Below are 25,457 nucleotides of genomic sequence, written 5' to 3'. Positions count from 1 at the left end.
GACCCCGTTTGTGGCTTCCTCTGAGAGACAAACGCCATGTATCGCCAGGAGTGGGAGCAAAGTACGATGGTGGCCGCGCTGTTGACGCGCGTAGAGTCCCCTCGTCCCTGTCCCCCCACGTCTGGCACCTCTTTTCATGACGAAAACCGTCGAGACCGAAGGCGCTCTCGAAACGCGCGGTATCGAACAGGTCCCCGACCACGAGCGCACGGCGAAGACCCGGGAACTGTTCCCCACCTGGGTCGGCGCGAACATCAGCGTGCTGCTGCTGACGATGGGCGCGAGCCTGGTCGTGGCGTACCACCTGAACATCTGGCAGGCGCTCGTCGTCGCGGTGGCGGCGCCGATCGTGTCGTACGGCCTCGTGGGTCTGATCGGCATCGCGGGCAAGCGGGGCGGCGCGCCGGGGATGGCGCTGTCGCGGGCGGTCTTCGGACAGCGCGGCAATCTGCTGCCCGGTTCGCTGATCTGGATCGCGCGCTGGGGCTGGGAGACGATCAACGCGGTGACCGGCGCCTACGCGATGCTCACCATCCTGGACATCCTGTTCGGCATCGAGGCGAACAGCGTGCTGGACATGGTGACGCTGCTGGCGTTCGTGGTCGCGACCTTCGCGATCTCCGGGCTCGGCATAAACGCCGTGCAGAAGTGCAACAAGTACGCGACCTACCTCTTCGGCGTCTTCTCGGTGCTGGTCCTGGCCTATCTGGTGGCGAACACCGACTGGTCGAAGGTGCTGGACCACGGCGCCGGCTCCACGGCCGCGGTGATCACCGGCATCGGCATGATCGCGGCCGGCGGTGTCAGCTGGATTCCGTCGGCGCCGGACTTCACCCGCTATCTGCCGCGCACGGCGTCCTCGAAGGCGATCGTGGGTACGGCGGTGGGCGGCGCCGGTGTCGTCGTCCTGCCCATGGTCCTGATGGGCGCGGTGATGGCCGTCGCCACGCCGGACCTGGCCTCGGCGAGCGACCCGGTGTCCTTCCTCGGCGAGATCCTGCCGACCTGGATCGCCGTGCCGTACCTGTTCATCGCGCTGATCGGCATGCTGCTGATCAACTCCATGTCGATGTACTCGGCGGGCTTCACCGCGCAGACCCTGGGTTTCAAGGTGCCGCGGCACTGGGCGGTCTCGGTCAACGCCGTGATCTCGCTGATCTTCGGCGGGGTGCTGATGCTGGTGGCGACGAGCTTCATGGGCTCGTTCATCGCCTTCCTGTCGCTGCTGGCGGTCGCCTTCTCGGCCTGGGTCGGCGTGTTCGGCGCGGACATGTTCCGCCGCACCGAGTACGACGGCGCGGCGATGACCGACACCACCCGCGCCAGCGCCTACTGGTACAAGGGCGGCTTCTCCCCCGCGGCCGTGGCCGCGTGGGCGATCGGCCTGGTGTCGGGCCTGATGTTCACCACCTCGGACTGGTTCACCGGCCCGCTCGCGACGAACAACGTGATCGGCGAGTACGGCCTCGGCTGGGTCGCCACGATCGTGATCTCGGGCGGTCTGTACCTGGTGCTCCCGAAGCCGGCGGTCGAGCGCCCGGCGGCCGTCACCCGCGCGCCGGAGCCCGAGACTCTGGCTGTCTGACGCTCCGTCAGCTACCGTCCCCCTCCACCGAGTCGTACCGGAGGGGGACGTCGTATGCCCGTCACCGTCGTACGTTTCAACCTCGTCGCGCCCGGCGCCGGTCCCGCCGCCCTCTCCGCCCGGTACCGGGCCGCCCTGGAGATGGCCGCGTACGCGGACGAGCACGGGATCAGCACCGTGCAGACCGAGGAGCACCACGGCGCCGACGACAACTGGCTGCCGTCGCCGTTCGCCTTCGCGGGCGCGGTGTTCGGGGCGACCCGCCGGATCGCGGTGACGGTGTCGGCGGTGATCGGCCCGCTGCACGACCCGTTGCGGCTGGCCGAGGAGATCGCCGTACTCGATCTGCTCAGCGGCGGGCGGCTGGTGACGGTCGCCGGGATCGGGTACCGGCCCCAGGAGTACGCCCTGTTCGGCGTGGACTGGCACCGGCGGGGCCGGCTCCAGGACGAGCTGCTGGAGACGCTGCTGACGGCGTGGACCGGCGAGGAGTTCACCCACCGGGGCCGACGGGTACGGCTCACCCCGCGCCCGTACACCGATCCGCACCCGCTGCTGCTGGTCGGCGGCTCCTCCAGGGCCGCCGCCCGCCGGGCCGCCCGGCTCGGCCTGCCGTTCTTCCCGAGCGCGCATCTGCCGGAGCTGGAGACGTACTACAAGGAGAAGCTGACCGAGTACGGCACCAAGGGCTGGACGATGATGCCGGCCGCCGAGACCCCGCTCCTGCACCTCGCCGAGGACCCGGACCGGGCGTGGGCCGAGTACGGCGAGCACTTCCTGCACGAGGCCCGGACGTACGCCTCCTGGCAGTCGGGCGGGGTCCGCTCGGCGGTGAGATCGGCGGCCACGACCGTGGCGGAGCTGCGCGCCGAGGGCGTCTACCGGATTCTCACGCCGGAGCAGTGCGTGGCGCAGGGCCTGGACAGCCTGGTGCTGCATCCGCTGGCGGGCGGTATGCCGGTGGAGGAGGGCTGGCGCAGCCTCCGGCTGTTCGCGCGGCGGGTGGTGCCCGCGCTCGGCTGATCCCGGGAGAGCGCGCGTACGACACCGCCGCCCCCGGTCCGGGCAGTGGCCGGGCCGGGGGCGGCGGACGGTTCGAGGAGAGGGGCAGCGGGGACTTGGCCCTTCTCCCCGAGTTCGGGGATGCCTCGTGACGAGGCTCAGCCCATCTCCTCCAGGGACTTGCCCTTCGTCTCCTTGACGAACTTCAGGACGAACGGGATGGAGAGCGCGGCGAAGACGGTGTAGATCACGTAGGTGCCGGAGAGGTTCCAGTCGGCCAGTGACGGGAAGCTCGCGGTGATGGCCCAGTTGGCGATCCACTGCGCGGCGGCGGCCACGCCCAGGGCGGCGGCACGGATCCTGTTCGGGAACATCTCGCCGAGGAAGACCCAGACGACCACACCCCAGGAGAGGGCGAAGAACAGGACGAACACGTGGGCGGCGATCAGCGCGACCCAGCCCTGGGTGCTCGGCAGCTTGCCGTCGACCAGGTGGTAGCTGAACGCCCAGGCCTCCAGGGCCAGGCCGACGACCATGCCGATCGAGCCGATGAGGGCGAGCGGCTTGCGGCCGACGCGGTCCACGAAGATCATCGCGATCACGGTGCCGATGATGTTGATGATCGAGGTCGTGAAGGAGTAGAAGAACGAGTCCGTCGGGTCGACGCCGACCGACTGCCACAGCGTCGAGGAGTAGTAGAACGCGACGTTGATGCCGACGAACTGCTGGAAGACCGACAGGCCGATACCGACCCAGACGATCGGCTTGAAGAAGAAGGAGCCGCCGAGCAGGTCCTTGAACGTGGACTTGTGCTCGCTCTTCATCGCCAGCTCGATCTCGGCGACGCGGGCGTCCAGGTCGATCTCCTTGCCCTCGACCTCGGCGAGGATCTCACGGGCGCGGTCGTGCTTGCCGACGGAGAGCAGGAAGCGCGGGGACTCGGGGATCGCGAAGGACAGCAGTCCGTAGAGGACGGCCGGGACGACCATCACGCCGAGCATGACCTGCCAGGCCTCCAGGCCCATCAGCTTGCCGCGCTGGTCACCGCCGGCGGCGTTGAGCAGGCCCCAGTTGACCAGCTGCGAGATGGCGATGCCGACGACGATCGCGGCCTGCTGGAAGGAGCCGAGCCGGCCGCGGTAGGCGGGCGGGGCGACCTCGGCGATGTAGGCGGGGCCGATGACGGAGGCCATGCCGATGGCGAAGCCGCCGACGATGCGCCAGAAGGCGAGGTCCCACAGCGCGAAGGGCAGCGCGGAGCCGACGGCGCTGATGGTGAAGAGGACGGCGGCGATCTGCATGCAGCGGATGCGGCCGATCCGGTCGGCGATGCGGCCGGCGGTGGCGGCGCCGATGGCACAGCCGATCAGGGCGATCGCGATGACCTGGGCGAGGGCGGCGGACCCGATGTCGTAACGGCCCCGGATGGCCTCGACGGCGCCGTTGATGACGGAGCTGTCGTAGCCGAAGAGGAAGCCGCCCATCGCGGCAGCCGCCGCGATGAAGATGACGTGCCCGAGATGTTCGGGGTGAGCCGTCCTGGCTCCTGACTGAGGTGCCTGCGCTGTGCTGGTCACGTGTAACTCCTCGGGCCACGGCAGCGCTGCCGCGGGTGGGGGCGAGCCCTTACAGGTAGAACCTGAAGGTAAAAGCAACGTTGCAGAGACTATGCCTTCAAGTTTCGAAGTCAATACTCCAGCGCCTGTGAGTTTTTCGATACACCAATGCGGTCCGTGTTCATTTCTTGAACACAGAGTCAGTTGATCTTGAGGGAGCGCTAGCGAAGGCGCTGGGAGATGACCTTCGACACGCCATCGCCCTGCATGGACACGCCATAGAGCGCGTCGGCGACCTCCATCGTGCGCTTCTGGTGGGTGATCACGATCAGCTGCGAGGTCTCCTGCAACTCCTGCATGATCCGGATCAGCCGCTGGAGGTTGGTGTCGTCCAGCGCGGCCTCGACCTCGTCCATGACATAGAAGGGGCTCGGCCGGGCCTTGAAGATCGACACCAGCAGCGCGACAGCCGTCAGCGAGCGCTCGCCGCCCGACAGCAGGGAGAGCCGCTTGACCTTCTTGCCCGGCGGGCGCGCCTCGACGTCCACGCCCGTGGTGAGCATGTTGTCGGGGTCCGTCAGGATCAGACGGCCCTCGCCACCCGGGAAGAGGCGGCTGAAGACTCCCTCGAACTCCCGGGCGGTGTCCCGGTAGGCCTCGGTGAAGACCTGCTCGACGCGCTCGTCGACCTCCTTCACCACCTGGAGCAGGTCGGCGCGGGTCTTCTTCAGGTCCTCAAGCTGCTCGCTGAGGAACTTGTGCCGCTCCTCCAGCGCCGCGAACTCCTCCAGCGCCAGCGGGTTGACCTTGCCCAGCTGCTGATACGCCCGCTCGGCCGCCTTGAGCCGCTTCTCCTGCTCGGCACGCGCGAAGGGGCGCGGCTGGTTACGCGGGTGGTCCGGGTCCTCGGGCAGCCGCTCGCCGTCGGCGGGGGGCGAGGGCGGCACAGGCTGGTGCGGCCCGTACTCCGCCACCAGACCCTCCGGCTCGACACCCAGCTCCTCCAGCGCCTTGGTCTCCAGCTGCTCGATGCGCAGCCGCTTCTCGGCGCCGAGTACCTCGCCACGGTGGACCGAATCAGTCAACTTGTCGAGTTCGGCCTTCAGTTCGCGGCCCGCCGTACGGGCGGCGGCCAGCTCCTGCTCGCCCCGGGCCTTGGCGGCCTCGGCGGCGGAACGCTCCCGCTCGGCCCGGGCCAGGGACACCTCGACGTGCGCGAGCAGCTGCCGGGCGCCGGAGGCGACGGCTTCCGCGACCGCCGCCTCGTGGCGCAGCCGGGCCCGGCGCTGCTCGGCACGCGCGCGTGCCTCGCGCTCCGCGCGGGCCGCCCGGTCGAGTGCGTCGGCGCGGCCGGCGAGCCCCTTGACCCGCTCCTCGTGCGTACGGACCTGGAGGCGGGCCTCCATCTCGGTCTGCCGGGCGTTGGCCCCGTCGGCCGCGAGCCGGTCCCGCACCGAGGTGTCCGGCTCCTCCTCCACCGGCATCTCCTCGGCCACGGCCAGCCGCTCGGCCAGTTCCTCGGCCTCCTGTACGGCCTTCTCCAGCGCCTCCTGCGCGCGGGCCGCCGCCGCGGCCGACCGCTCGGCCTCCCCGGCGGCGCCGCGCGCCTGTCCGGCGAGCCGGCCCAGCTGCTGGGCCACGGCCGACTTCTCGCGGTCGGCGGCCCGTCGCCGCTCTCCGAGTTCTTCCACGAGGGCGGCGGACTGCCTGCGGCGCTCGGCCGCGGCCTGCTGCGCCTCGGCCAGCTCTTGGCAGCGGACCTCCAACTCGGCCAGCTCGGCCGCGGCCTCGTCCACGGAGGCCTGCACCTCCAGCAGGCTGGGCGCGCCGGCCGAGCCGCCGTGTGCGACGTGGGAGCCGAGGAGGTCGCCCTCTGCGGTGACGGCGGTCAGCTCGGGGTGGGCGTAGACCAGGGTCTCGGCGTCCTCCAGGGTGTCCACGACGACGACGTTGGTCAGGAGGCGGCGGACCGCGGTGAGGAGTTCGGCGGGGCCGTGGACCAGGTCGGCGGCGAAGAGGGGTGTGGAGCGGCGGGGGTCGGCTGCGGGGTCGTTGCGGTTGCTCGCGCCCCTGTGGGGGGCCGAGCCATCGCTGTCGGCTGCGGGATCGTTGGGGTCGCTCGCGCCGTTCCCCGCGCCCCTATCGGGCGCCGAACCGCCGTTGTCGACTGCGGGATCGTTGGGGTCGCTCGCGCCGTTCCCCGCGCCCCTTTGGGGCGCCGAGCCATCGCCGTCGACTGCTGCGAGACCGTCGTAGTTTCTCGCGGCCCTTTGGGGGGGTTCCTCTGGGGCTCCTGTCAGGAGGAGGGTCGCTCGGCCGGCGTCCTGTTTGCGTAGGAGGTTGATCGCCTCGGTCGCCGCTGCGGGGGTCGTCACGGCGACGGCGTCCGCCGCTGTGCCGAGGGCCGCTGCCAGCGGGATCTCGTAGCCCGGTTTGATCGTCAGCAGTTCTGCCGCGGGGCCCAGGACTCCGGTGAGCCGGTCCCGGGCGCCGAGCAGTATGCCGGTGCCGTCCTTTCGGCGGAGGCCCAGCGCCAGCGCCTCGTGGCGGGCCTGGGTCGCGGCTCGGGTGCGCTCGGCGGCGGTGAGTGCCTCGCGGGCCGTGGTCAGCGCGGCCTCGGCCTCCGCCAGCTGTCGTTTGGCCGTCTCGTGCTGCTCGGCGAGGTCGGCGTCGCCGGCGTCCAGGCCGTCGACCTCCGCCTGGAGGGCCTCGTACTCCTCCTGGGCGCGGACCGCGCGTTCCTGTGCCTCGTCGCGGGCCGTGGCCAGGCGGTCGATCTCGGCCTGGGCGGAGGCGGCGCGCGAGCGGGCCGCGTTGACCTGCCCGGAGAGGCGGGCCAGCCCTTCGCGGCGGTCCGCGATCGCGCGGGCGACGTCCTTCAGCCGGCGCTCCTCGACCGCCAGCTCGCGCTCCAGTTCGGCGCGGTGGGCGACGGTGTCGTCCAGTGCCCGCTGGGCCGCTTCCAGGGCGGCCTCCAGCTCGGCCTCCTGCTCGCGGATGCGGGCGGCCTCACGCTCCAGGTCCTCCGGGTCCCGGCCGCGCCGCTCCTCGGGGGGCGCGGAGGTGGCGCTCTTGACCCGGGCGTCGGCCAGCGAGACGGTGCCGCGCACGCGTTCGGCCAGCTGGGACAGCTCGTACCAGGTCTGCTGGGCGCGCTGGAGGCGCGGGGTGAGCCGGCGTACCTCGTCCTCCAGCAGGGCCTCGCGGTGGAGGGCCTTCTTCAGCTCCTGCTCGGCGGTCTCCTTGCGTTCCTTCAGGGCCGCCTCGTCGGCGATCTCGGCCTGGAGGGCCTCGCGCAGGCGGACGAGGTCGTCGGCGAGGAGCCGCAGGCGGGCGTCGCGGAGGTCGGCCTGGATGACGGCGGCCCGGCGGGCGACCGCGGCCTGCCGGCCGAGGGGCTTGAGCTGGCGCCGCAGCTCGTCGGTGAGGTCCTGCACGCGCGCGAGGTTGGCCTGCATCGCGTCCAGCTTGCGGAGCGCCTTCTCCTTGCGTTTGCGGTGCTTGAGGACCCCGGCCGCCTCCTCGATGAAGGCGCGGCGGCCCATGGGGTCGGCGTGCAGGACGGAGTCGAGCTGCCCCTGGCCGACGATGACGTGCATCTCGCGGCCGATGCCGGAGTCGGAGAGGAGTTCCTGGATGTCGAGGAGGCGGCAGGTGTCGCCGTTGATCTGGTACTCGCTGCCGCCGTTGCGGAACATGATCCGCGTGATGGTGACCTCGGCGTACTCGATGGGCAGGGCCCCGTCGGAGTTGTCGATGGTCAGGGACACCTCGGCGCGGCCGAGCGGCGGGCGGCCGGTGGTGCCGGCGAAGATGACGTCCTCCATCTTGCCGCCGCGCAGCGACTTGGCGCCCTGCTCGCCCATGACCCAGCTGAGCGCGTCCACGACATTGGACTTGCCCGAGCCGTTCGGTCCGACGACACACGTGATCCCCGGTTCGAACCGGAGCGTGGTCGCCGAGGCGAACGACTTGAACCCTCGGAGGGTCAGGGCCTTGAGGTGCACGCCGCTGGACTCTACCCGCCGCCGCTATCTCACTCCATGAACCCTCGCAACCGCGCGGTTTCACTGGTGAACATGGAGGGCACACCAGATGTTAAAGAGAGTGAAAGGATGCGCGGGCTAACGAACGGCGGGGAAAGGCCGGGGAAGCCGGGGGGAAAGAAAGAACGAAGGGACGCCGAAGCGTCCCTTGCATGTCTGACGGCTGGATCTCAGCCGTCCGATCAACTGAGCGGTTGATACGGGCAGCCCGATCGCTGCGACTGCTGTCGTGGAGCGATGCAACGATCAGGTGAGCGCAGGCTCCGCCTGGTGTGCGTCGATGCTCTCCATGATCCTGTCCTGAGAAGCGGCAGCCGCCAGCGCGTCGTTCTCCGCCTGGATCCGTACCAGCTCGGACTCCAGGTCCTGGACTCGCTGCTGAAGCCGTCGCATCTCGGCGAGGAGTCGAGGGTCGGAGCCGCCGACGTAACCGAGAAGCGCCTTTGCCATGATGGATGGTCCTCCACACTGAGTGACCGACCGATGCGGTGTGGGTCGTGAGGGATTCGCACCCGCGGTGCTTGGCACATCCGGGTGTTGCTCTGGTGTTGCTCCATGCCAAACAGCTAGGGTGCGCGGGGCTTTCAGCGTCTCACCAAAAAGTTTGACGGTCAACACGATCACGCCCTGTATTGGCGGGCAAACCGGGGCACGCGGCCGGTAAAGCGGCGGCGCTGCGACTCCTCCGGACCCTCAGGGCGTGGCGACCAGCAGTAAAAGCGGAGCCTGCCATGCCACGCCTGTCTTGGCAACCACCAGGGCGTTTCCGCCTTCCGCATGTGCCCCCGGCAGTTTGCCGCACTCCGGCGCACGCAAGCGTGGCGCTCCGGCTCAGCGGATGGCGAAGCCGTCGTAGCCACCGCGCGGTGTGTCCCAGATCTCGGTGACGCCGTCCACGCGCCCGGGCGTGTCGCTGCCCTGGAGCCAGTCCAGCAGCCCCTCGCAGCCCTCCCGTGGCCCCTCCGCGACCACCTGGACCCGGCCGTCGGCCAAATTGAGAGCAAAACCACTCAGGCCGCCGATCTCCAGCGCCTTGGCGCGCGTGAACCAGCGAAAACCCACGCCCTGCACGTGTCCACGCACCCAGGCGATCAGTCGCACTTCCTCGCTCATGCGTGCAACCTAACCAGCCGGTGTCGGTCGGGACACATCGCCCCCGAGCGGCATGCGGTACCGTCCGGACCCGATGCATTTCATATGAAACTCACTCGATCGAGTGAGTCGGGTTGGCCAGAGGGAGTCACTCGCCACGAGTCGCTCGCCGGAGACTCACTCCCCGGAGACTCACTCGCCGTGCAGGCACCGGTCGACCGCAGGCACGAGGAAGAGGGCAAGGACATGGGACGCCACCGACGCTCCGCCGCCGGCCGCGCCGCCACGGGCCGCGCCACGGGGGCCGACCACACCCAGCGGTCGGGACCGGGGAGCGACGACCCCCAGCACTCGTCCACGGTGGAACGGCGGATGCCGATGGGCATCGCGCCGTACCTGAACCCGGAGGCCTACGCCGAGACCACGGCGAAGGCTCAGGCGTACCTGTTCGCGACGGGCGACGAGCCGACACCTGGCACGCACGCTTCCGGCTCCGGTTCCGGCAGCGACGGCTTCCCGGGCGGGGGTTTCACCCCGGCCGGCGGGCCGTCCGGTGGGCGCCGACGGGGCAACAGGGTCGGACGGCCGGTGCGCGCGGGTCTGCTCGGCGTGTCCGTGGCCGTCGCCCTCGGCACGGTCGCGGTGGCCACGGGTGTCGTACCGGGCCTGGAGCACTACCAGCTCGGCGGCGGTACGCACACCACCGGCGGGGACCGGGTGCAGACCGCGGGCGCACCCAGCAACACGGCCACCGGGCAGGGCGGCACCTCGGGCAGCGCCCAGATACCCGCCGGCACGCCCAGCAGCGGGAGCGGCGCGCGCGGCGGCTCCGCGAGCCCGCCGGCATCCGCGTCCGCGTCCGCTTCCTCCTCCCCCACCGCGACGCGGTCACCCTCCGCCTTGCGATCCCCCGCCGCTTCCGCCTCGAAGACGACGCCTCCCTCAAAGTCGGCGACTCCCCCGAGGGCGACGATCCCCTCGAAGACGGCGACCCCCTCAAAGACGGCGACCCCCTCGAAGACGGCAACGCCCTCGAAGACGGCAACCCCGTCCAAGACGGCAACGCCCTCGAAGACGGCAACCCCGTCCAAGACGGCAACCCCCTCAAAGACGGCAACCCCCTCGAAGACGGCGACTCCTTCGAAGACGGCAACGCCCTCGAAGACGGCAACCCCCTCGAAGACGGCAACGCCCTCGAAGACGGCAACCCCGTCCAAGACGGCGACCCCCTCAAAGACGGCAACCCCCTCGAAGACGGCGACTCCTTCGAAGACGGCAACGCCCTCGAAGACGGCAACCCCCTCGAAGTCGGCAACCCCCTCAAAGACGGCAACGCCCTCGAAGACGGCGACCCCCTCGAAGTCGGCAACCCCCTCCAAGACGGCAACGCCCTCCAAGACGGCGACCGAGAAGCCCGCGCCTATAAGGACGACGCCGAGGACCACGCCCTCCGCACCCTCCAAGCCGCCCGCGACGTCCAAGCCCTCGGCGATTTCCAAGCCCTCCGCGCCGTCCAAGCCGTCCACGCCGAAGGTCACCCCGTCCCGTACGGCCACCAAGGCGCCGGCGCCGGCCTCCTCGCCGGTGACGGTGTCGCGGGAGGCCGCCGCCGAGGCCCAGGTGCTGAAGCTCGTCAACGACGAACGGGCGAAGGTCGGCTGTAGCCCACTGGCGGCGAACTCCTCGCTCACGAAGCTGGCCGAGTCGTTCAGCGACGACATGGCCGCGCGGGGCTTCTTCGACCACACCGACCCGGACGGCAGGACGCCGTGGGACCGGGCGGCGGTGGCCGGCATCACCGGCCTCGGCGGCGAGAACATAGCCCGCGGCCAGAGCGACGCGGCGGCCGTGATGGCGGCCTTGATGGACAGCCCCGGCCACCGCGCCAACATACTGAACTGCGACTTCAAGACCCTGGGCGTCGGCGTCCACTTCGGCCCGGGCGGGCCTTGGTGGACCCAGGACTTCGGGTACTGACGTCGGGTACTGACTTCCGGTACTGGGGAGCAGGCTCCACCGAGCAGCAGGCTCCGCCCAGCAGCAGCCGCTACGCGGCGACGCGGCCGCGGGTGAAGACCTTCGCCGTCTCCGTCACCCGGCGCCCCAGGTGCTCGGCCGTGGCCAGGTCGGCCTTGTGGACGCCCTCGGGGCCCTGGTCGTTGTTGCTCTGGGCGGCGGCACCGGCGAAGAAGCCGAGGCGGTTGAGGTCGTGCTCGGAGGCGGTGCTGCTGTTCCAGCCGGGGAGCAGGCCGAGGTTGACCCAGTGCATGCCGTGCTGGGCGGCGAGCGTCTGGAAGAACTGGAGGGTGTGCAGCTTGTCGCCGCTCTTGGACGCGGAGTTGGTGAAGCCGGCGGCCAGCTTGTCCTTCCAGTCCTGGCCGAACCAGCGCTTGGAGCTGGCCTCGGCGAAGACGTGGAAGGCGCCGGAGGCGGTGCCCATGTAGGTGGGCGAGCCGAAGACGATCACGTCGGAGCGGTCCAGCGTCTCCCACTGTTCGTCGGTGATCTCGTCCACCTTGATCAGATGCACTTCGGCACCCGCGTCGAGGGCACCGGCGCGGACGGCCTCGGCGAGGACGGCGGTGTGGCCGTAGCCGGAGTGGTAGGCGATGGAAACGACGGGCGTGGTCATGCGGACTCCTCGAAAGGGCAGCGGAAATCGGCAGCTCGACTGAAGAGAGCAGCTCGCAAACAGTAACCACAGGAAAGCACTAACCAACAGTTAGTGCAACCTGGTGGTGAGCGCTGTGCGGGCGTACCCTTGCCGGTATGACCGTCACCACCCAGGACCAGGACGACCTCGCGTACAACGTCTTCGCCAAGGCCTGCCCGTCGCGGGGCACGCTGGAGCACGTCACGGGCCGCTGGGGCGGGCTGACGCTCGGCGCGCTGTACGAGGGTTCGCTGCGCTTCAACGAGCTGCGCCGGCGCGTGGACGGGGTGAGCGAGAAGATGCTGTCCCAGACGCTGCACGCGCTGGAACGCGACGGCCTGGTGCACCGCGAGGCCCAGCCGACGAACCCGCCGCGCGTGGACTACGAGCTGACGCCGCTGGGCCGGCAGGTCGCCGAGCGGCTGCTGGCGCTCATCCACTGCGTGGAGGGCGCGATGGACGACGTCCTGGCGGCCCGCGCGCGTTACGACGAGACGCGCGGCGCCCTCTGACACCTGGGGCAGAAGTAGCTGGACCGGTTCATCCAGGGGCGGCGGCGCATGGGGGTGCCGCAGCGACGGCAGGGCTCGTTCTCGCGGCCGTAGGCGTCCAGGGAGCGGTCGAAGTAGCCGGACTCGCCGTTGACGTTGACGTACAGGCTGTCGAAGCTGGTGCCGCCGACCGCGAGGGCCGCGTTCATCACGTCCCGGACGTGGCCGAGGAGTTCCGCCGTGACCGGGCGGGTGAAGTTCGCCGTAGGACGCTCGTAGTGGAGGCGGGAGCGCCACAGGGCCTCGTCCGCGTAGATGTTGCCGACGCCGCTGATCAGCGACTGGTCCAGCAGGGCCCGCTTGATGGTGGTCCGCTTGCGGCGCAGCGCCTGGTGGAAGGCGTCGTCGTCGAAGAGCGGGTCCAGCGGGTCGCGGGCGATGTGCGCGATGACGTCGGGCAGGCCGTCGGGGGTGTTGTCGTGCAGCGACAGCCCGCCGAAGGTGCGCTGGTCGACGAAGCGGAGTTCGGTGCCGAGGGAGTCGGCGAAGCGGACGCGGATGCGCAAGTGCTTCTCGTCCGGCGTCTCATGCGGCTGGACCAGCAGCTGGCCGCTCATGCCGAGGTGGGCGAGGACGGACTGGTTCGTCTCCTCCAGCGGCAGCCACAGATACTTGCCGCGCCGCCGGGGCGTGCCGATGTGGTGGCCCTTGAGCCGGTGCGCGAAGTCGTCGGGTCCGGCGACATGCCGGCGTACGGCTCGCGGATGCAGCACCTCGGTCTCGGCGACGGTCCGGTGGGCGACCCAGCGCTCCAGGCCCCGGCGGACGACTTCGACCTCGGGCAACTCGGGCACGGCACTCCTTCGGGCGACTGCGGAAGAGCTGAGGGCAGGGTATCCCGGGGCCCAGGCCTGCCCACCGGGCCGGGGTGGCACCATCCGCCTCCGGCAGGCAGCGCCCGTGGACGGCCGAGCGCCCGTCCCGCGGGAGGCGGGGCGGGCGCTCGGGTGGTGCTGTTCTGTTCCGGTCAGGCGGTGGCGGACGAGGTGTCGCCGCCCTTGACGGCCTCGCCGACCTCGACGGCCTCGCTGCCCCTGACAGCCTCGTCGGCCGTCTCCTTGACGGGCTCCTTGGCTACCTTGGCGCGCTCGTCCGCGGCGGCCCGGATGGCCCGCCAGGCGGACTCGGCGGCCTGCTGCTCCGCCTCCTTCTTGCTGCGGCCGGTGCCGGTGCCGTACGAGACGCCCCCGACGCGGGCGGCAGCAGTGAAGGTCTTCTCGTGGTCGGGGCCCGTCTCCGTGACCAGGTACTCGGGCACGCCGAGCCCCTCGATCGCGGTCAGCTCCTGGAGGGACGTCTTCCAGTCCAGGCCGGCACCGAGGTTGGAGGACTTCTCGATCAGCGGGTCGAACAGGCGGTGCACCAGTTCGGAGGCCGCGTCGAGGCCCTGGTCGAGATAGACCGCGCCGATCACCGCTTCCAGGGTGTCGGCGAGAATGGATGCCTTGTCCCGGCCGCCCGTGCCCTCTTCACCCCGGCCGAGCCGGATGAAGGCGCCCAGGTCGAGGCCGCGCCCGACCTCCGCCAACGCACGCGAGTTGACCACCGCGGCCCGCAGCTTGGCCAGCTGGCCTTCGGGCAGGTCGGGGTGGGTGCGGTACAGCGTGTCCGTGACGACGAGGCCCAGCACGGAGTCCCCGAGGAACTCCAGGCGCTCGTTCGTCGGCAGACCGCCGTTCTCGTACGCGTAGGAACGGTGGGTCAGCGCTCGCACCAGAAGGGCGGACTCGACCTGGTAGCCGAGCCGCCCTTCCAGAAGCGTGTGGGACGAGGCCTGGTTGTCCGCAGAGTTTTTCTTCGGTGTGGACACAGTGCCTCTCACCAGCCCGCTCAGACTTCGAGGACCTGGCGCTTGTTGTAGGTGCCGCAAGACGGGCACGCGATGTGCTGCTGCTTGGGCTCGTGGCAGCGCTCGCACGCAACCAGGGTGGGGACCGCAGCCTTCCACTGCGACCGGCGGTGGCGCGTGTTGCTGCGCGACATCTTCCGCTTCGGAACAGCCACGGCTACTTCTCCTGCTTCTCGTCGACGCCCGCTTCGGCGCCGCTCATCTCGTCCTTATCGCCGGGTTCGAGTGAATCGGCGAATCCCTGCAAAGCCGCCCAACGGATGTCGACGGCGTCGTGGTGGTGGTCCGGGTCGTCCGCCAGTCGCGCCCCGCACTCGGAGCACAGACCCGGGCAGCCTTCCTGGCACACCGGCTGCATCGGCAGTGCGAGCACCACCGCATCGCGCAGCACGGGTTCGAGGTCGATCAGACCGTCCTCGACAAAGAGCCTGTCCTCGTCGTCCTCGGCGTCGTCGCCCGGTTCCGCGATCACACGGCCCCGGTCGTCGGCGTCAGGGTACGAGAACATCTCCTGGAAGTCCGCTTCGAGCTCCAGCTCGACCGGCTCCAGACACCTTACGCACTCCCCCTCGGCCGTGGCACGGGCGGTGCCTGTGACAAGCACCCCTTCCATGACCGACTCAAGTCGGAGTTCGAGCTCCATCGGGGCGCCTTCCGGCACTCCGATGACTCCCTGGATGCCGAGATCCTTGGGAGCGTCGATCTGGCGGGTCAGGCGCTTCAGCGCACCAGGACGCCGACCCAGCTCGTGCGTGTCGATCACGAGGGGGTTTCGGTGGTCGAGGCGGGCGTTGGAAGCCATTCCTGCTTTCGATCTGCGAACTCGAAGGGACGCCACCCGTCGGTGTTCCGGGCAGCGGTGATCGCGGACATACGCGCGACCGAACAGCCAGGATACTGGACCTTTCGCTCAGCGCCCAATCCGCCCGTGGCTACAGGCCCCGGCCCTGCTCGTACGCCCTGAGCTGCTCCGCGCTGATCATGCTCGTGTCGAAGAGGCTGGTCTCGTCGAGAGCGTAGCCCTGCTGGTCCTGGTGCTGCGACTGCTGCTGGGGCTGCTGCGGCTGCTGTGCCTGCTGGGGGTCGTAGCCGGTCTGCTGGGTGTCGTAACCCTGGAAGGGGGCACCTCCCGCCGGAGCGTAGCCGGAGCTGGGGGAGTACGGATCAGCCTGCTGGTAGCCGTACGGGTCCTGCTGGGGGGCGTACTCCGGCTGCTGCGGGAAGCCCGCGTACGGGTCGGGCTGCTGCTCGTAGCCGTAGGCGGGCTGCGGCTCGTACGACGGCTGCGGAGGCTCGGGCTGCCGCTGTGCCGCGCGGTCGCTGTCCGCGAGGGCCGCGAGGTCGGCGAGGTAGTCGGCGTCGCTGGAGTGCTGGAAGGTCGTGGTGTCGTCGGCGAGGGCGCCGAGGTCGTCGGTGGCGATCCGGCCGTGCAGCTTCTGCCGGCCCCGGCCGACGGCCTCCAGGGTCTTGGCGAGGACCGCCTCGAAGGCGCCGAGCTTGGTGTCCACGTAGGCGTCGGCGTTGTGGCGCAGGGTCTCCGGGTCCTGGCTGCGCTCGGGGGCGTCCTCGTCCTCGTAGCCGTTCTCGTCCAGGCCCGGACCGGTGCCGAGGAGCTTCTCGCGGCCCCGGCCGACCGAGCCGAGGGTCTTGGTGAGGACGACCTCGAAGTTGGCGAGCTTGGAGTCGACGTAGTCGTCCGCCTCGGCGCGGATCTCCTCGGCCTCCTTGCGGGCCTCGGCGAGGATCCGGTCGGCCTCGGCCTGGGAACGGCGGGCGATCTCGGTGTCGGAGATCAGCGAGCCGCGCTGGGCGTGCGCGTTCTCGATGATCCGCTCGGCCTCCAGCCGGGCCTGCTCGACCATCTGCTCACGGTCGCCGATCAGCTCCTGCGCCTGGGCCAGGGAGCCGGGCAGCGCCTGGCGCACCTCTTCGAGCATCGCGAGCAGTTCGGCGCGGTTGATCACGCACGACGCCGACATGGGCATGGACCGGGCACTGGAGACCGCGGAGACGATCTCGTCGAGTTTCTTCTGCACGTCCACCTGTGCTCGCCACTCTCTACAGCCGGGTTGGAGACGGACGGGACGACTGTAGCCCCATCAGCCCTTGGCGAGGCGCTTGTTCAGCGCCTCCAGGACCTCGGCCGGCACCAGGTGGGAGACGTCGCCGCCCCAGGCCGCGACCTCCTTGACGAGGGAGGAGGAGAGGAAGCTGTAGGTGGGGTTGGTCGGCACGAACAGCGTCTCCACGCCGGTGAGGCCGTTGTTCATCTGGGCCATCTGGAGTTCGTAGTCGAAGTCGCTGACGGCACGCAGGCCCTTGACGATGGCGGGGATGTCGCGCTGCTTGCAGAAGTCGACGAGGAGGCCGTGGAACGCCTCCACCCGGACGTTGTCGTACTCGGCGGTGACCTGGCGGATCAGCTCGATCCGCTCCTCGATCTCGAACAGGCCCCTCTTGGACTTGTTGATCATCACCGCGACGTAGACCTCGTCGTAGAGACGGGACGCTCGGGCAATGATGTCGAGGTGTCCGTTGGTGATCGGGTCGAAAGACCCGGGACAGACGGCGCGGCGCACTTGTGATCCCTCGCTCTCCGGTCCGGTCATCGTGCGTCTTCGCACGTAGAGGCGGCGCGACCGTACCAAAACGTTCCCTCGCCGTAGCGACGGGACCTGATCGCCTCGAAGCCGTCCGGCCAGTGGAATGTGCCGCCTCTGGTGCTGCGCTCCACGGTGACGAGGGCTTCTTCGGCGAGCCAGCGTTCCGAGCGGAGTGTGAGCAGAATCTCCCGAAGATCGTCGTCCGTGACGGCGTACGGGGGGTCGAGGAAGACCAGGTCGTAGGGCTCGCTGGGGGGTGCGGCCCTGATCACTTGTTCCGCTTTGCCCGCTCTTACCTCTGCGCCGGGGAGGCCCAGGTTTTTCACGTTCTCGCGGACGACCCTGGCTGCGCGGGCGTCGGCTTCGACGAGGAGCGTGTGGCTCGCGCCTCGGGACAGGGCCTCCAGGCCCACGGCGCCCGAGCCGGCGTAGAGGTCCAGGACGCGTTCGCCGTGCAGGGGGCCGCCGAGGAGGGACTGCCAGGTGGAGAAGAGGCCCTCGCGTGCGCGGTCCGAGGTCGGCCGGGTTCCGGTGCCGGGCGGTACTGAGAGGCGCCGTCCGCCGGCGGCACCGGCGATCACGCGGGTCATGGGGAGGTCCTTCTCCGTGGGCGGCTTTACGGTTCATTGTGGCTGGTCGCGCGTTCCCCGCGCCCCTTCGGGGGCGCTTCCGCCTCAGCCCTTTTCCAAGTACTGCTCCCTCTCCTCGTCCAGGAGGGCGTCCAGGGCCGTCCGCAGGGCCGGGAGGCCGGTCAGCTCGGGGTCGGCCGCGACCACCGCCGCCGCCTCCTGCCTCGCCTCCGCGATGACCTCCTCGTCCTCGATGACCGCCAGGACCCGGAGGCTGGAGCGGGCGCCGGACTGGGCCTGGCCGAGGACGTCGCCCTCGCGGCGCTGTTCGAGGTCGATGCGGGAGAGCTCGAAGCCGTCGAGGGTGGAGGCGACGGCGGCCAGGCGCTGGCGGGCCGCGGCGGCCTCGGGCATCTCGGTGACCAGGAGGCACAGGCCGGGGGCGGAGCCACGGCCGACCCGGCCGCGCAGTTGGTGGAGCTGGGAGACGCCGAAGCGGTCGGCGTCCATGATGACCATGGCCGTGGCGTTGGGGACGTTGACGCCGACCTCGATGACGGTGGTGGCGACCAGGACGTCCGTCTCCCCCGCGGCGAAGCGGCGCATCACGGCGTCCTTGTCGTCGGGGTGCATACGGCCGTGCAGCACCTCCACCTTCAGGCCCTTCAGGGGGCCGCGGGCAAGCTGGTCGGCCACGTCGAGCACGGCCAGCGGGGGACGCTTCTCCGCTTCGTCCTCGGGGGGCTTCTTCTTGCCGGACTTCTTGGGGTCGTCCTCCTCGTCCCCGATCCGCGGGCAGACGACGTACGCCTGGTGGCCGCTCGCGACCTCCTCGCGGACCCGTTCCCAGGCGCGGGCCAGGAAGTGGGGCTTGTCGGCGGCCGGGACGACATGGCTGGCGATCGGGGAGCGGCCGGCCGGGAGCTGGTCGAGGACCGAGGTCTCCAGGTCGCCGAAGACCGTCATGGCGACCGTGCGCGGGATGGGGGTGGCGGTCATGACGAGGAGGTGCGGGGACCGCCTTTCCCCCTGGGAGTGCGCCTTGCCGCGCAGGGCGTCGCGCTGTTCCACGCCGAAGCGGTGCTGTTCGTCCACCACGACCAGGCCGAGGTCGTGGAACTGGACCTTGTCCTCGATCAGGGCGTGGGTGCCGATGACGATGCCGGCCTCGCCGGTGGCCAGGTCCAGGAGGGCCCGGCGGCGGGCGGCCGTGCCCATGGAGCCGGTGAGCAGGACGACCTTGGTGGCGTGCTCGGCGCCGCCCAGCATGCCTCCCTCTGCCAGTTCGCCCATCATCTCGGTGATCGAGCGGTGGTGCTGCTGGGCGAGGACCTCGGTGGGCGCGAGCATGGCCGCCTGGCCGCCGGCGTCGACCACGGCGAGCATGGCGCGCAGGGCGACCATGGTCTTGCCCGAGCCGACCTCTCCTTGCAGCAGCCGGTGCATCGGGTGGGCGGTGGCGAGGTCGGTGAAGATCTCCTCGGAGACCTTCTGCTGCCCCTCGGTGAGGGTGAAGGGGAGGCGCTCGTCGAAGGCCGTGAGGATGCCGTCCGGCCTGGGGACGCGGGGGACGGCGGGGAGCTGGGTCTCCGCGTGCCGGCGGCGGGCCAGGGCGACCTGGAGGACGAAGGCCTCGTCCCACTTCAGGCGGGCGCGGGCGTCGGCGATGTCGGCCTTGGTGTGCGGGCGGTGGATCTTGAGCAGGGCCTCGGGGAGCGGGAGCAGGCCACGGCCCTCGCGGAGGGTGTCGGGCAGGGGGTCGAGGGCCTCCTGGGCGCTCGGGAGGACCGTCTGCACCGCCTTGCCGATCTTCCAGGACTCCAGTTTGGCGGTGGCCGGGTAGATCGGGATCAGGGCGCCCGCCCAGGTCTCGACGGACTCCTCGCTGTCGCCCCGAAGCAACTCGTAGGCCGGGTGGGCCAGTTGGAGGCGGCGGTTGAAGACGGAGACCTTGCCGGCGAACATCGCGCGGGTGCCCGGCAGCAGCTCCTTGTGGGGTTTGTGCACGCCGTTGCCGAAGAAGACGAGCTGGAGCCGGCCGCTGCCGTCGGTGATGGTGACTTCGAGGCGCTGGCCCTTGCCCCGGGGGGCCCTGGCCGAGGCGAAGGTGTGCAGGCGGGCGTCGGCGACCTGGGCGACCACCGTGACGTGCTCGTCCATGGGGAGGTCGGCCAGGTGCGTGAGCTGCCCGCGCTCCTCGTATCTGCGCGGGTAGTGGTGGAGGAGGTCGCCGACGGTGTGCAGGCCGAGGTGCTCGGCCATCACCTTCGCGGTGGCGGGGCCGAGCACCTTCTTGAGCGGTTCTTGCAGTGCGGGCACGCGATCCATTGCACACCACACCACTGACAATGCCGTACACCCTGCCCCGCGGATTCCCGGCGGGGTGCCGTAAAAATCAGGGAAATTCCTGGTCAGGCGGGCTGTTCCGGCCCTAGGATGGCGCGCTCCGGCCATCCTTCGCGGTCACCGCCCCGCCGGGACCGCCCGACCCCGCGCCGCGCGCACGCCCCCCTCCGGCGCAGTGACGATGGACTCCCAGACCTCTCAGGCATCCCAGCAATCCCAGTCGCCTCATCCACCTCACAGCTTCCAGGTCGACCTGCGTGGTCTGGTGGACCTGCTCTCCCATCACCTCTACTCCAGCCCCAAGGTCTATCTGCGCGAGCTGTTGCAGAACGCCGTGGACGCCATCACCGCCCGCCGGGCCGCCGATCCGGACGCCCCGGCGCGGGTCCGGCTGTACGCGGCGGACGGCGGGCTGCGGGTGGAGGACACCGGTGTCGGGCTCACCGAGCCGGACGTGCACAGCCTGCTGGCGACCATCGGGCGCAGCTCCAAGCGGGCCGAGGGCCTCCAGGAGGCCCGGTCGGACTTCCTCGGCCAGTTCGGCATCGGTCTGCTGGCCTGTTTCGTCGTCGCCGAGCGAATCCGGGTCGTCAGCCGCAGCGCCCGCACGCCCGGGGCCCCGCCGGTGGAATGGACCGCCCGCGACGACGGCTCCTACACCGTGCGCACGCTGCCCGACGCCGAGCGGCCCGAGCCGGGTACGACCGTGTACCTGACGGCGCGCGCCGGTGCGGCCGAGTGGCTGGCCCCGGAGCGCGTCCGCGCCCTGGCCCGGGACTTCGGCTCGCTGCTGCCGTACGACGTCCGGGTCGGCGACGAGCCGGTCACCGAGCTGCCCGCGCCCTGGGACCGCCCCCACCCGAGTCCGGCCGGCCGGCGGGTCGCGCTGGCCCGGCACTGCCATGAGCTGTTCGGCTTCACCCCGCTGGACACGATCGACCTGGATGTGCCCGTGGCCGGGGTGCGCGGGGTGGCGTACGTGCTGCCGTCGGCGGTCAGCCCGGCGCAGCGGGCGACCCATCGCGTGCACCTGAAGGGCATGCTGCTCACCGAGCGGGCCGAACAGCTGCTGCCGGACTGGGCGTTCTTCGTGCGCTGCGTCCTGGACACCGACAGCCTGCGGCCGACCGCCTCGCGCGAGGCGCTGTACGAGGACGAGACGCTCGCCGCCGTGCGGGACGCGCTCGGGATGCGGATCCGGTCCTGGCTGACCGGGCTCGCGGCCGGTGATCCGGAGCGCCTCGCGGCCTTCCTCGCCGTGCACCACCTGGGCGTGAAGTCCCTCGCCCGGCACGACGCCGACATGCTGCGCACGATGCTGCCGTGGCTGCCCTTCGAGACGACCGACGGGCAGATCTCCCTGGAGGAGTTCGCTCAACGGCACCCGGTGGTGCACTTCACGCGGTCGGTCGAGGAGTACCGGCAGGTCGCGCCGATCGCCGCGGCGCAGGGCGTCGGGGTGGTCAACGGCGGCTACACGTACGACGGCGAGCTGGTCGAGGCGCTGCCGCGGGTACGGCCGGGGACGGTGGTCGCCGAACTGGACGCGGACACCGTGACCGCGCACCTGGACTCCGTGGACCCGGCCGAGGAGCTGGCGCTGTCCGGGTTCCTGGCCGCCGCGCGGGACCGGCTCGACCCGCTGGGCTGTGACGTCGTCCTGCGGGCCTTCCACCCGCTGTCCGTGCCCGCGCTGCACCTGGACGACCGGGCCGCCCGGCACGAGCAGGCCCGCGCGGCGGCCGAGGAGCAGGCCGACGACCTGTGGGCGGGCATCCTGGGCTCCCTGCGCGGCAGCGCCCCGCGCGCGCGTCTGGTACTCAACCATCTCAACCCGCTGGTCCGGCGGATCGGTTCGCTCGGCGACCCGGAGCTGATCGGCACCGCGACCGAGTCGCTGTACGGGCAGGCCCTGCTGATGGCGCAGCGCCCGCTCAGGCCGGCCGACTCGGCGCTGCTCAACCGGGCGTTCATCGGGCTGCTCGAATGGGCGACCCATGGGGAGGGGGACGGACGATGAGTGAGATCACGGACTTCGACGCGCTGCGGCGGGCGCTGGCGGAGAACTCCGAGCAGCCGGAGGGACCGGCCCGCAACGCGCGCGCGGAACAGCTGCTCGCCGAGGCCGAGAAGCTGGACATCCCGCTCGCCGTGATCGAAGCGCTCGGGCACCAGCTGAAGGTCTACAACTACAGCTCCGAGAAGGACAAGATGTTCGTCCCGTTCGCGCGGCTGCTGCGCATGTGGGACGAACGGCCCGAGGACTTCGACGCGTACGAGACGCACTCGCTGCACTGGGTCTTCAAGTGGATGTCGGCGGGCATGCTGGACCAGCCGCACATCCCGCTCGCCTCGATCGAGAAGTGGCTCGGCGAGATGGAGCACCGCTACCGGCTCGCCGGGCACTCCGAACGGGCGGTGCGCAGCGCCGAGTTCAGCGTGGCCGCGCACATCGGGGACCTCGCGCGCGCGGAGCGGGCGTACGCGGCGTGGCTGGCCGCCGACCGGGACCGGATGGCCGACTGCCACGCCTGCGAGCTGCACGGGCAGGGCATCTGGCAGGCGCGGTGCGGGCGGGACGCCGAGGCGCTCCAGCTGTGGCGGCCGGTGCTGGAGGGCGAGTTCGCGTGCGCCCACGAGCCGCACAACGTGCTCGCCTCCTCGCTGGCCCCGCTGCTGCGACTGGGTCGCGTCGAGGAGGCTCGCGCGCACCACCTGCGAGGCTTCCGTCTCGTACGTTCCATGGAGAGCATGCGGGGCGCGTACGCGGACCACGTGGAGTTCTGCGCGCTGACCGGGAACGAGGCGCGCGGTCTGGAGCTGCTGGCCGAGCGGCCGGCGTACTTCACGGACACCGGGCATCCGCGCAGCCGGCTGGACTTCATGGCCGTGGTGGCGCTGCTGATGGACCGGCTGACCGAGCTGGGGCACGGCGAGCAGCGGGTGCCGGGGCCGGCCGGGCGGACCTGGACCGCGCGGGAACTCGCCGCGCACGCGCGCGTGGAGGCGACGGAACTCGCCGAGCGGTTCGACCGCCGCAACGGCACGTCCGCCGTCGGGGACCGCGTCCGCGCGCGAATGGCCCAGCGCCCGCTGGCGGACCGCCTCCCGCTGGGCGTGCGTACGGTACGCCCCGCACCGGCGCCGACGGCCGCGCCCCCGGCGCCGAACGCCCCCACCGAACCCGACCTGCCCGCCCTGCTCGCCGAGGCGCGGCGCCTGTCGGACACGCTGCGACCCAACGCCCTGGAGGCCTGGGCGGCGGTCGCACGGGCCGCGCGCGACGGCGCCGCCCTGACACCGCGCGACCGCGCGGAGATGACCGACCACGAGGCGATGGCCGGCGGCCCGGAGGGCCCGGCGCTGTTCGAACGAGCGGCGGCCCTCTACGCGGAGGCGGGCGACCCGGGCGAGGCCCTGGCGGCACGCGCGCGTGGGGCGTACGTCCGCGCACTGACGGGCGAGGTGGCCGCGGCCCTCACCACGGTCACGTCCCTGTACGACGAGGCACTCGCCCTGTACGCCGACGAGGGCACCGGCGTCCGCCAGACGGCGTCGGTGGCGATGAGCCGGGCCCGGGTGCTGATGCGACGGGTCCATGAGGCGGTGGGCGGGGGCGCCGGGGGAAGCGGCGTCGAGGGGTTCACCGAGGCGGGTGCGGCGGAGGACGGGGAGGCCGCAGCGGACACCGAGGAGGCCGTCGCGGAGGCCGTCGCGACGGCCGGGGAAGTCAGCGCGGGCACCGGGCAGGCCATGGCCGACGGCGAGCGAGCCGCCACGGACGCCGCGCAGACCGCCGCAGAGGCCAAAAACGTCGAGCAGGCCGTCGGGGAGACCGAGACCGGGGAACTCAGCGCGGGAGCCGGGCCGGCCCCGGCCGACGTCGAGCGAGCCGGCACGGGCGCCGAACAGGCCGTCGCGGAGACCACGGCCGGGGAAGTCAACGCGGACGCCGGACAGGCCACAGCCGACACCGGGCAGGCCGTCGCGGAGGCCGAGGAAATCATCGCGGACGCCGGGCAGGCCATGGCCGACGACGGGCAAGGCGCCACCGACGCCGGGCAGACCGGCGCCGGGCGCGCGGGAGTCGGCGTTGGCGTCAGGGTGGCCGTCGTAGAGGCTGAAGTCGCTGTGCGGGAGGTGTTGGCGCTCGTTGACGGGCGTGGTGAGGGTGACGTGCGGCTGGGGGCGCGGGGGGCCGAGGCGTGGGCCATGCTCGCCGAGTTGGCCGGGGTGAGCGGGGACGCCGGGCGGGCGGCGGAGTTGTTCCGGCGGGCCGCCGACGCGTATGTGGCCGCCGGGCTCCCCTGGTTCGCGTTGGAGTACCAGGTACAGGTCGCCGCCCTGGCCCATCAGGCCGGTGACCTGGCCGGAGCCGAGCGGGCGCTGCGGGCGGCCCTGGAGCACGGCGGTCCCTACGTGGAGCCGGTCGGGCGTGCGCAGCTGCACCTTCAGCTCGCCGAGGTGCTCGGTGGCCGGGACGCCCCCGGCGAGGCGGCCGAACACGCGCTGGAGGCCGCGCACTGGGCCGACGAGGCCGGCGAGAGCGGCACGCTCGGCGCCTGGGCGCGGCAGCAGCTCGGCGGCTTCCTGCTGCGCCGGGGCCGGTACGCGGAGGCCGCCGAGGTGCTGGAGTCCGCGCTGGCCGACCTGAGCGCCGACACCCACGGCGACGGGACGGTCGTCCAGGCGCGCTGGTGGCTCGGGGACTGCCTGGGCGAGCTGGGCGAGCACCGGGCCGCCGCCGAACAGCGGCTCAAGGCCGCCGACCTCGCCCGGCACTGGCCCGAGCAGCAGGACCACGCCACGCTCGCGCACCTCGCCGGCGAGTCGCTGGCCCACGCCGGGCTGGCGACGGAGGCGGACCGCGCCTACGCGCGCGCGGGCGAGCTGTGGCGCGCGCTCGGCAACACGCAGTTCCTCGTCCGCTCGCTGCGCGCCCGCGCCTGGCTCGCCCTCGACGGTGACTCGGGGGCGGCGGACGCCCGTGCGCTGATGACGGAGGCCGTACGGGAGTGCGAGGCCGCACTGGCGGCGGCCGAGGAGACCGCAGACCGGGAGGAGTCGGCCACCGAACTGGGCGGCACGCATCGGCAGTTCGCGGAGCTGCTGGCCCGCTCGGCGTCCGAGGAGGCCGAGGACCCGGCGATCCGGGCGGCGTTCGAGGCGGCGCTGGAGCAGATGACCCGAGCCGTGGCGGTGTTCGCGGCGCTCGGCGCGGCCGGGCTGCACAGCCGTACCGGCGCCGAACTGGCCGCGGGCTGGCTGGAGGCGGACCTCGGCCGGCCGGCGCGGGCGGCGGCACGCGCGCGTGGGGTGCTCGCGGCCTACGAGGGCGCGGGCGACGGGGACGAGACGGTCCGGGCACGGCGGGAAGAGGCGGCCCAGCTGCTGGAGGCGGCACAGGAAGGACGGGACACGGAAGGGCAAGGGGAAGGGGAAGCGGAGGCGGAGGGGGAGGACGCGGGACAGGGCTGAGCCACGGCCGCGTCAGCCCCCGCCATCAGCCCACGCTGCCACCACAGGCCGTCACCCCACGCCGTCAGCCCAAGCCGTCACCGGCACGCCGTCACACCAAGCCGTAACCGCACACCGTCGGCCCACA

At 71.5% G+C, this 25,457-nt stretch carries 18 protein-coding genes and 2 pseudogenes; 6 read left to right on the top strand and 14 right to left on the bottom strand.

Features of this window, described 5'->3' with window-relative positions:
- Positions 1-136 precede the first annotated feature (136 nt).
- Complete coding sequence (locus tag ACZ4WH_RS25240) at positions 137-1,585, top strand: cytosine permease (RefSeq protein WP_468184257.1); 1,449 nt, start codon at positions 137-139, stop codon at positions 1,583-1,585.
- Between the two features lie 54 nt (positions 1,586-1,639).
- Positions 1,640-2,608 carry an LLM class flavin-dependent oxidoreductase gene (locus ACZ4WH_RS25235; RefSeq protein ID WP_468184254.1) on the top strand — a complete coding sequence of 323 codons (969 nt, stop codon included), beginning with the start codon at positions 1,640-1,642 and terminating at the stop codon, positions 2,606-2,608.
- A gap of 137 nt (positions 2,609-2,745) precedes the next feature.
- Here ACZ4WH_RS25235 and ACZ4WH_RS25230 read toward each other — a convergent pair whose 3' ends face one another.
- The 5 genes from ACZ4WH_RS25230 to ACZ4WH_RS25210 form a co-directional block, all read right to left on the bottom strand.
- Positions 2,746-4,164 carry a sugar porter family MFS transporter gene (locus tag ACZ4WH_RS25230; RefSeq protein WP_468184251.1) on the bottom strand — a complete coding sequence of 473 codons (1,419 nt, stop codon included), beginning with the start codon at positions 4,162-4,164 and terminating at the stop codon, positions 2,746-2,748.
- Positions 4,165-4,364: 200 nt separating this feature from the next.
- A complete protein-coding gene (locus tag ACZ4WH_RS25225) occupies positions 4,365-8,150 on the bottom strand; it encodes a chromosome segregation SMC family protein (RefSeq protein WP_468184248.1) in 3,786 nt (1,261 codons plus the stop codon).
- Between the two features lie 285 nt (positions 8,151-8,435).
- Positions 8,436-8,639, bottom strand: coding sequence for a hypothetical protein (locus ACZ4WH_RS25220; protein ID WP_018544743.1), 204 nt, complete (start codon positions 8,637-8,639; stop codon positions 8,436-8,438).
- 381 nt (positions 8,640-9,020) lie between these two features.
- Positions 9,021-9,302 carry an acylphosphatase gene (locus tag ACZ4WH_RS25215; RefSeq protein ID WP_171152453.1) on the bottom strand — a complete coding sequence of 94 codons (282 nt, stop codon included), beginning with the start codon at positions 9,300-9,302 and terminating at the stop codon, positions 9,021-9,023.
- A 653-nt stretch (positions 9,303-9,955) separates the two neighbouring features.
- Positions 9,956-10,807, bottom strand: a complete 852-nt coding sequence (locus ACZ4WH_RS25210) for a hypothetical protein (protein ID WP_468184245.1) — start codon at positions 10,805-10,807, stop codon at positions 9,956-9,958.
- A gap of 67 nt (positions 10,808-10,874) precedes the next feature.
- On the opposite strand from ACZ4WH_RS25210, the pseudogene ACZ4WH_RS25205 reads away from it, so the two are divergent.
- Positions 10,875-11,258, top strand: a pseudogene (locus tag ACZ4WH_RS25205) (CAP domain-containing protein); the annotation flags it as partial.
- 70 nt (positions 11,259-11,328) lie between these two features.
- Here the strand turns inward: ACZ4WH_RS25205 and ACZ4WH_RS25200 are convergent.
- Positions 11,329-11,913: a flavodoxin family protein gene (locus tag ACZ4WH_RS25200; protein ID WP_468184243.1), complete on the bottom strand. Its 585-nt coding sequence runs from the start codon at positions 11,911-11,913 to the stop codon at positions 11,329-11,331.
- Positions 11,914-12,050: 137 nt separating this feature from the next.
- On the opposite strand from ACZ4WH_RS25200, the gene ACZ4WH_RS25195 reads away from it, so the two are divergent.
- Complete coding sequence (locus ACZ4WH_RS25195; protein WP_468184240.1) at positions 12,051-12,446, top strand: winged helix-turn-helix transcriptional regulator; 396 nt, start codon at positions 12,051-12,053, stop codon at positions 12,444-12,446.
- Here the strand turns inward: ACZ4WH_RS25195 and mutM are convergent.
- The 8 genes and pseudogenes from mutM to recG all read right to left on the bottom strand — a co-directional run bounded on the left by mutM (position 12,419) and on the right by recG (position 19,834).
- Positions 12,419-13,279 (bottom strand): bifunctional DNA-formamidopyrimidine glycosylase/DNA-(apurinic or apyrimidinic site) lyase, encoded by an 861-nt coding sequence (mutM, locus tag ACZ4WH_RS25190; protein WP_468184238.1) that lies wholly within the window; start codon positions 13,277-13,279, stop codon positions 12,419-12,421. The two genes, ACZ4WH_RS25195 and mutM, sit on opposite strands and share 28 nt — an antisense overlap.
- A gap of 173 nt (positions 13,280-13,452) precedes the next feature.
- A complete protein-coding gene (gene rnc / locus ACZ4WH_RS25185) occupies positions 13,453-14,295 on the bottom strand; it encodes a ribonuclease III (RefSeq protein WP_468184236.1) in 843 nt (280 codons plus the stop codon).
- A gap of 20 nt (positions 14,296-14,315) precedes the next feature.
- On the bottom strand, positions 14,316-14,489 hold the full coding sequence (gene rpmF, locus ACZ4WH_RS25180; protein ID WP_003951102.1) for a 50S ribosomal protein L32: 174 nt from the start codon (positions 14,487-14,489) through the stop codon (positions 14,316-14,318).
- Positions 14,490-14,491: 2 nt separating this feature from the next.
- Positions 14,492-15,136, bottom strand: coding sequence for a YceD family protein (locus ACZ4WH_RS25175; RefSeq protein WP_468184233.1), 645 nt, complete (start codon positions 15,134-15,136; stop codon positions 14,492-14,494).
- A 130-nt stretch (positions 15,137-15,266) separates the two neighbouring features.
- On the bottom strand, positions 15,267-16,376 hold the full coding sequence (locus ACZ4WH_RS25170) for an ATP synthase F0 subunit B (protein ID WP_468184230.1): 1,110 nt from the start codon (positions 16,374-16,376) through the stop codon (positions 15,267-15,269).
- Between the two features lie 57 nt (positions 16,377-16,433).
- Entirely contained in the window at positions 16,434-16,913 is a 480-nt protein-coding gene (gene coaD, locus ACZ4WH_RS25165) for a pantetheine-phosphate adenylyltransferase (protein ID WP_468184341.1), read from the bottom strand.
- A gap of 26 nt (positions 16,914-16,939) precedes the next feature.
- Positions 16,940-17,533, bottom strand: a pseudogene (gene rsmD, locus ACZ4WH_RS25160) (16S rRNA (guanine(966)-N(2))-methyltransferase RsmD); the annotation flags it as partial.
- A 78-nt stretch (positions 17,534-17,611) separates the two neighbouring features.
- Positions 17,612-19,834: an ATP-dependent DNA helicase RecG gene (gene recG / locus ACZ4WH_RS25155; protein WP_468184227.1), complete on the bottom strand. Its 2,223-nt coding sequence runs from the start codon at positions 19,832-19,834 to the stop codon at positions 17,612-17,614.
- A gap of 199 nt (positions 19,835-20,033) precedes the next feature.
- On the opposite strand from recG, the gene ACZ4WH_RS25150 reads away from it, so the two are divergent.
- Together ACZ4WH_RS25150 and ACZ4WH_RS25145 are read left to right on the top strand one after the other, a co-directional pair.
- Positions 20,034-21,872, top strand: a complete 1,839-nt coding sequence (locus ACZ4WH_RS25150) for an HSP90 family protein (RefSeq protein ID WP_468184224.1) — start codon at positions 20,034-20,036, stop codon at positions 21,870-21,872.
- The gene (locus ACZ4WH_RS25145) at positions 21,869-25,330 is read left to right on the top strand and encodes a tetratricopeptide repeat protein (RefSeq protein ID WP_468184221.1); all 3,462 of its coding nucleotides are present in this window, start codon (positions 21,869-21,871) and stop codon (positions 25,328-25,330) included. Before ACZ4WH_RS25150 ends, ACZ4WH_RS25145 begins: the two co-directional genes overlap by 4 nt.
- Positions 25,331-25,457 lie beyond the last annotated feature (127 nt).

The sequence above is a fragment of the Streptomyces sp. NPDC029138 genome (assembly GCF_055564375.1).
The sequence above is the reverse complement of the archived record's forward strand: the minus strand, read 5'-3'. Positions and strand labels throughout refer to the sequence as shown.

What these genes read in the sequence shown, in the direction of transcription:
- ACZ4WH_RS25240 (WP_468184257.1), top strand. Translation starts at nt 137, where the DNA reads ATGACGAAAACCGTCGAGACCGAAGGCGCTCTCGAAACGCGCGGTATC.
- ACZ4WH_RS25235 (WP_468184254.1), top strand. Translation starts at nt 1,640, where the DNA reads ATGCCCGTCACCGTCGTACGTTTCAACCTCGTCGCGCCCGGCGCCGGT.
- ACZ4WH_RS25220 (WP_018544743.1), bottom strand. Translation starts at nt 8,639, where the DNA reads ATGGCAAAGGCGCTTCTCGGTTACGTCGGCGGCTCCGACCCTCGACTC.
- ACZ4WH_RS25215 (WP_171152453.1), bottom strand. Translation starts at nt 9,302, where the DNA reads ATGAGCGAGGAAGTGCGACTGATCGCCTGGGTGCGTGGACACGTGCAG.
- ACZ4WH_RS25200 (WP_468184243.1), bottom strand. Translation starts at nt 11,913, where the DNA reads ATGACCACGCCCGTCGTTTCCATCGCCTACCACTCCGGCTACGGCCAC.
- ACZ4WH_RS25195 (WP_468184240.1), top strand. Translation starts at nt 12,051, where the DNA reads ATGACCGTCACCACCCAGGACCAGGACGACCTCGCGTACAACGTCTTC.
- ACZ4WH_RS25175 (WP_468184233.1), bottom strand. Translation starts at nt 15,136, where the DNA reads ATGGCTTCCAACGCCCGCCTCGACCACCGAAACCCCCTCGTGATCGAC.
- recG (WP_468184227.1), bottom strand. Translation starts at nt 19,834, where the DNA reads ATGGATCGCGTGCCCGCACTGCAAGAACCGCTCAAGAAGGTGCTCGGC.
- ACZ4WH_RS25150 (WP_468184224.1), top strand. Translation starts at nt 20,034, where the DNA reads ATGGACTCCCAGACCTCTCAGGCATCCCAGCAATCCCAGTCGCCTCAT.
- ACZ4WH_RS25145 (WP_468184221.1), top strand. Translation starts at nt 21,869, where the DNA reads ATGAGTGAGATCACGGACTTCGACGCGCTGCGGCGGGCGCTGGCGGAG.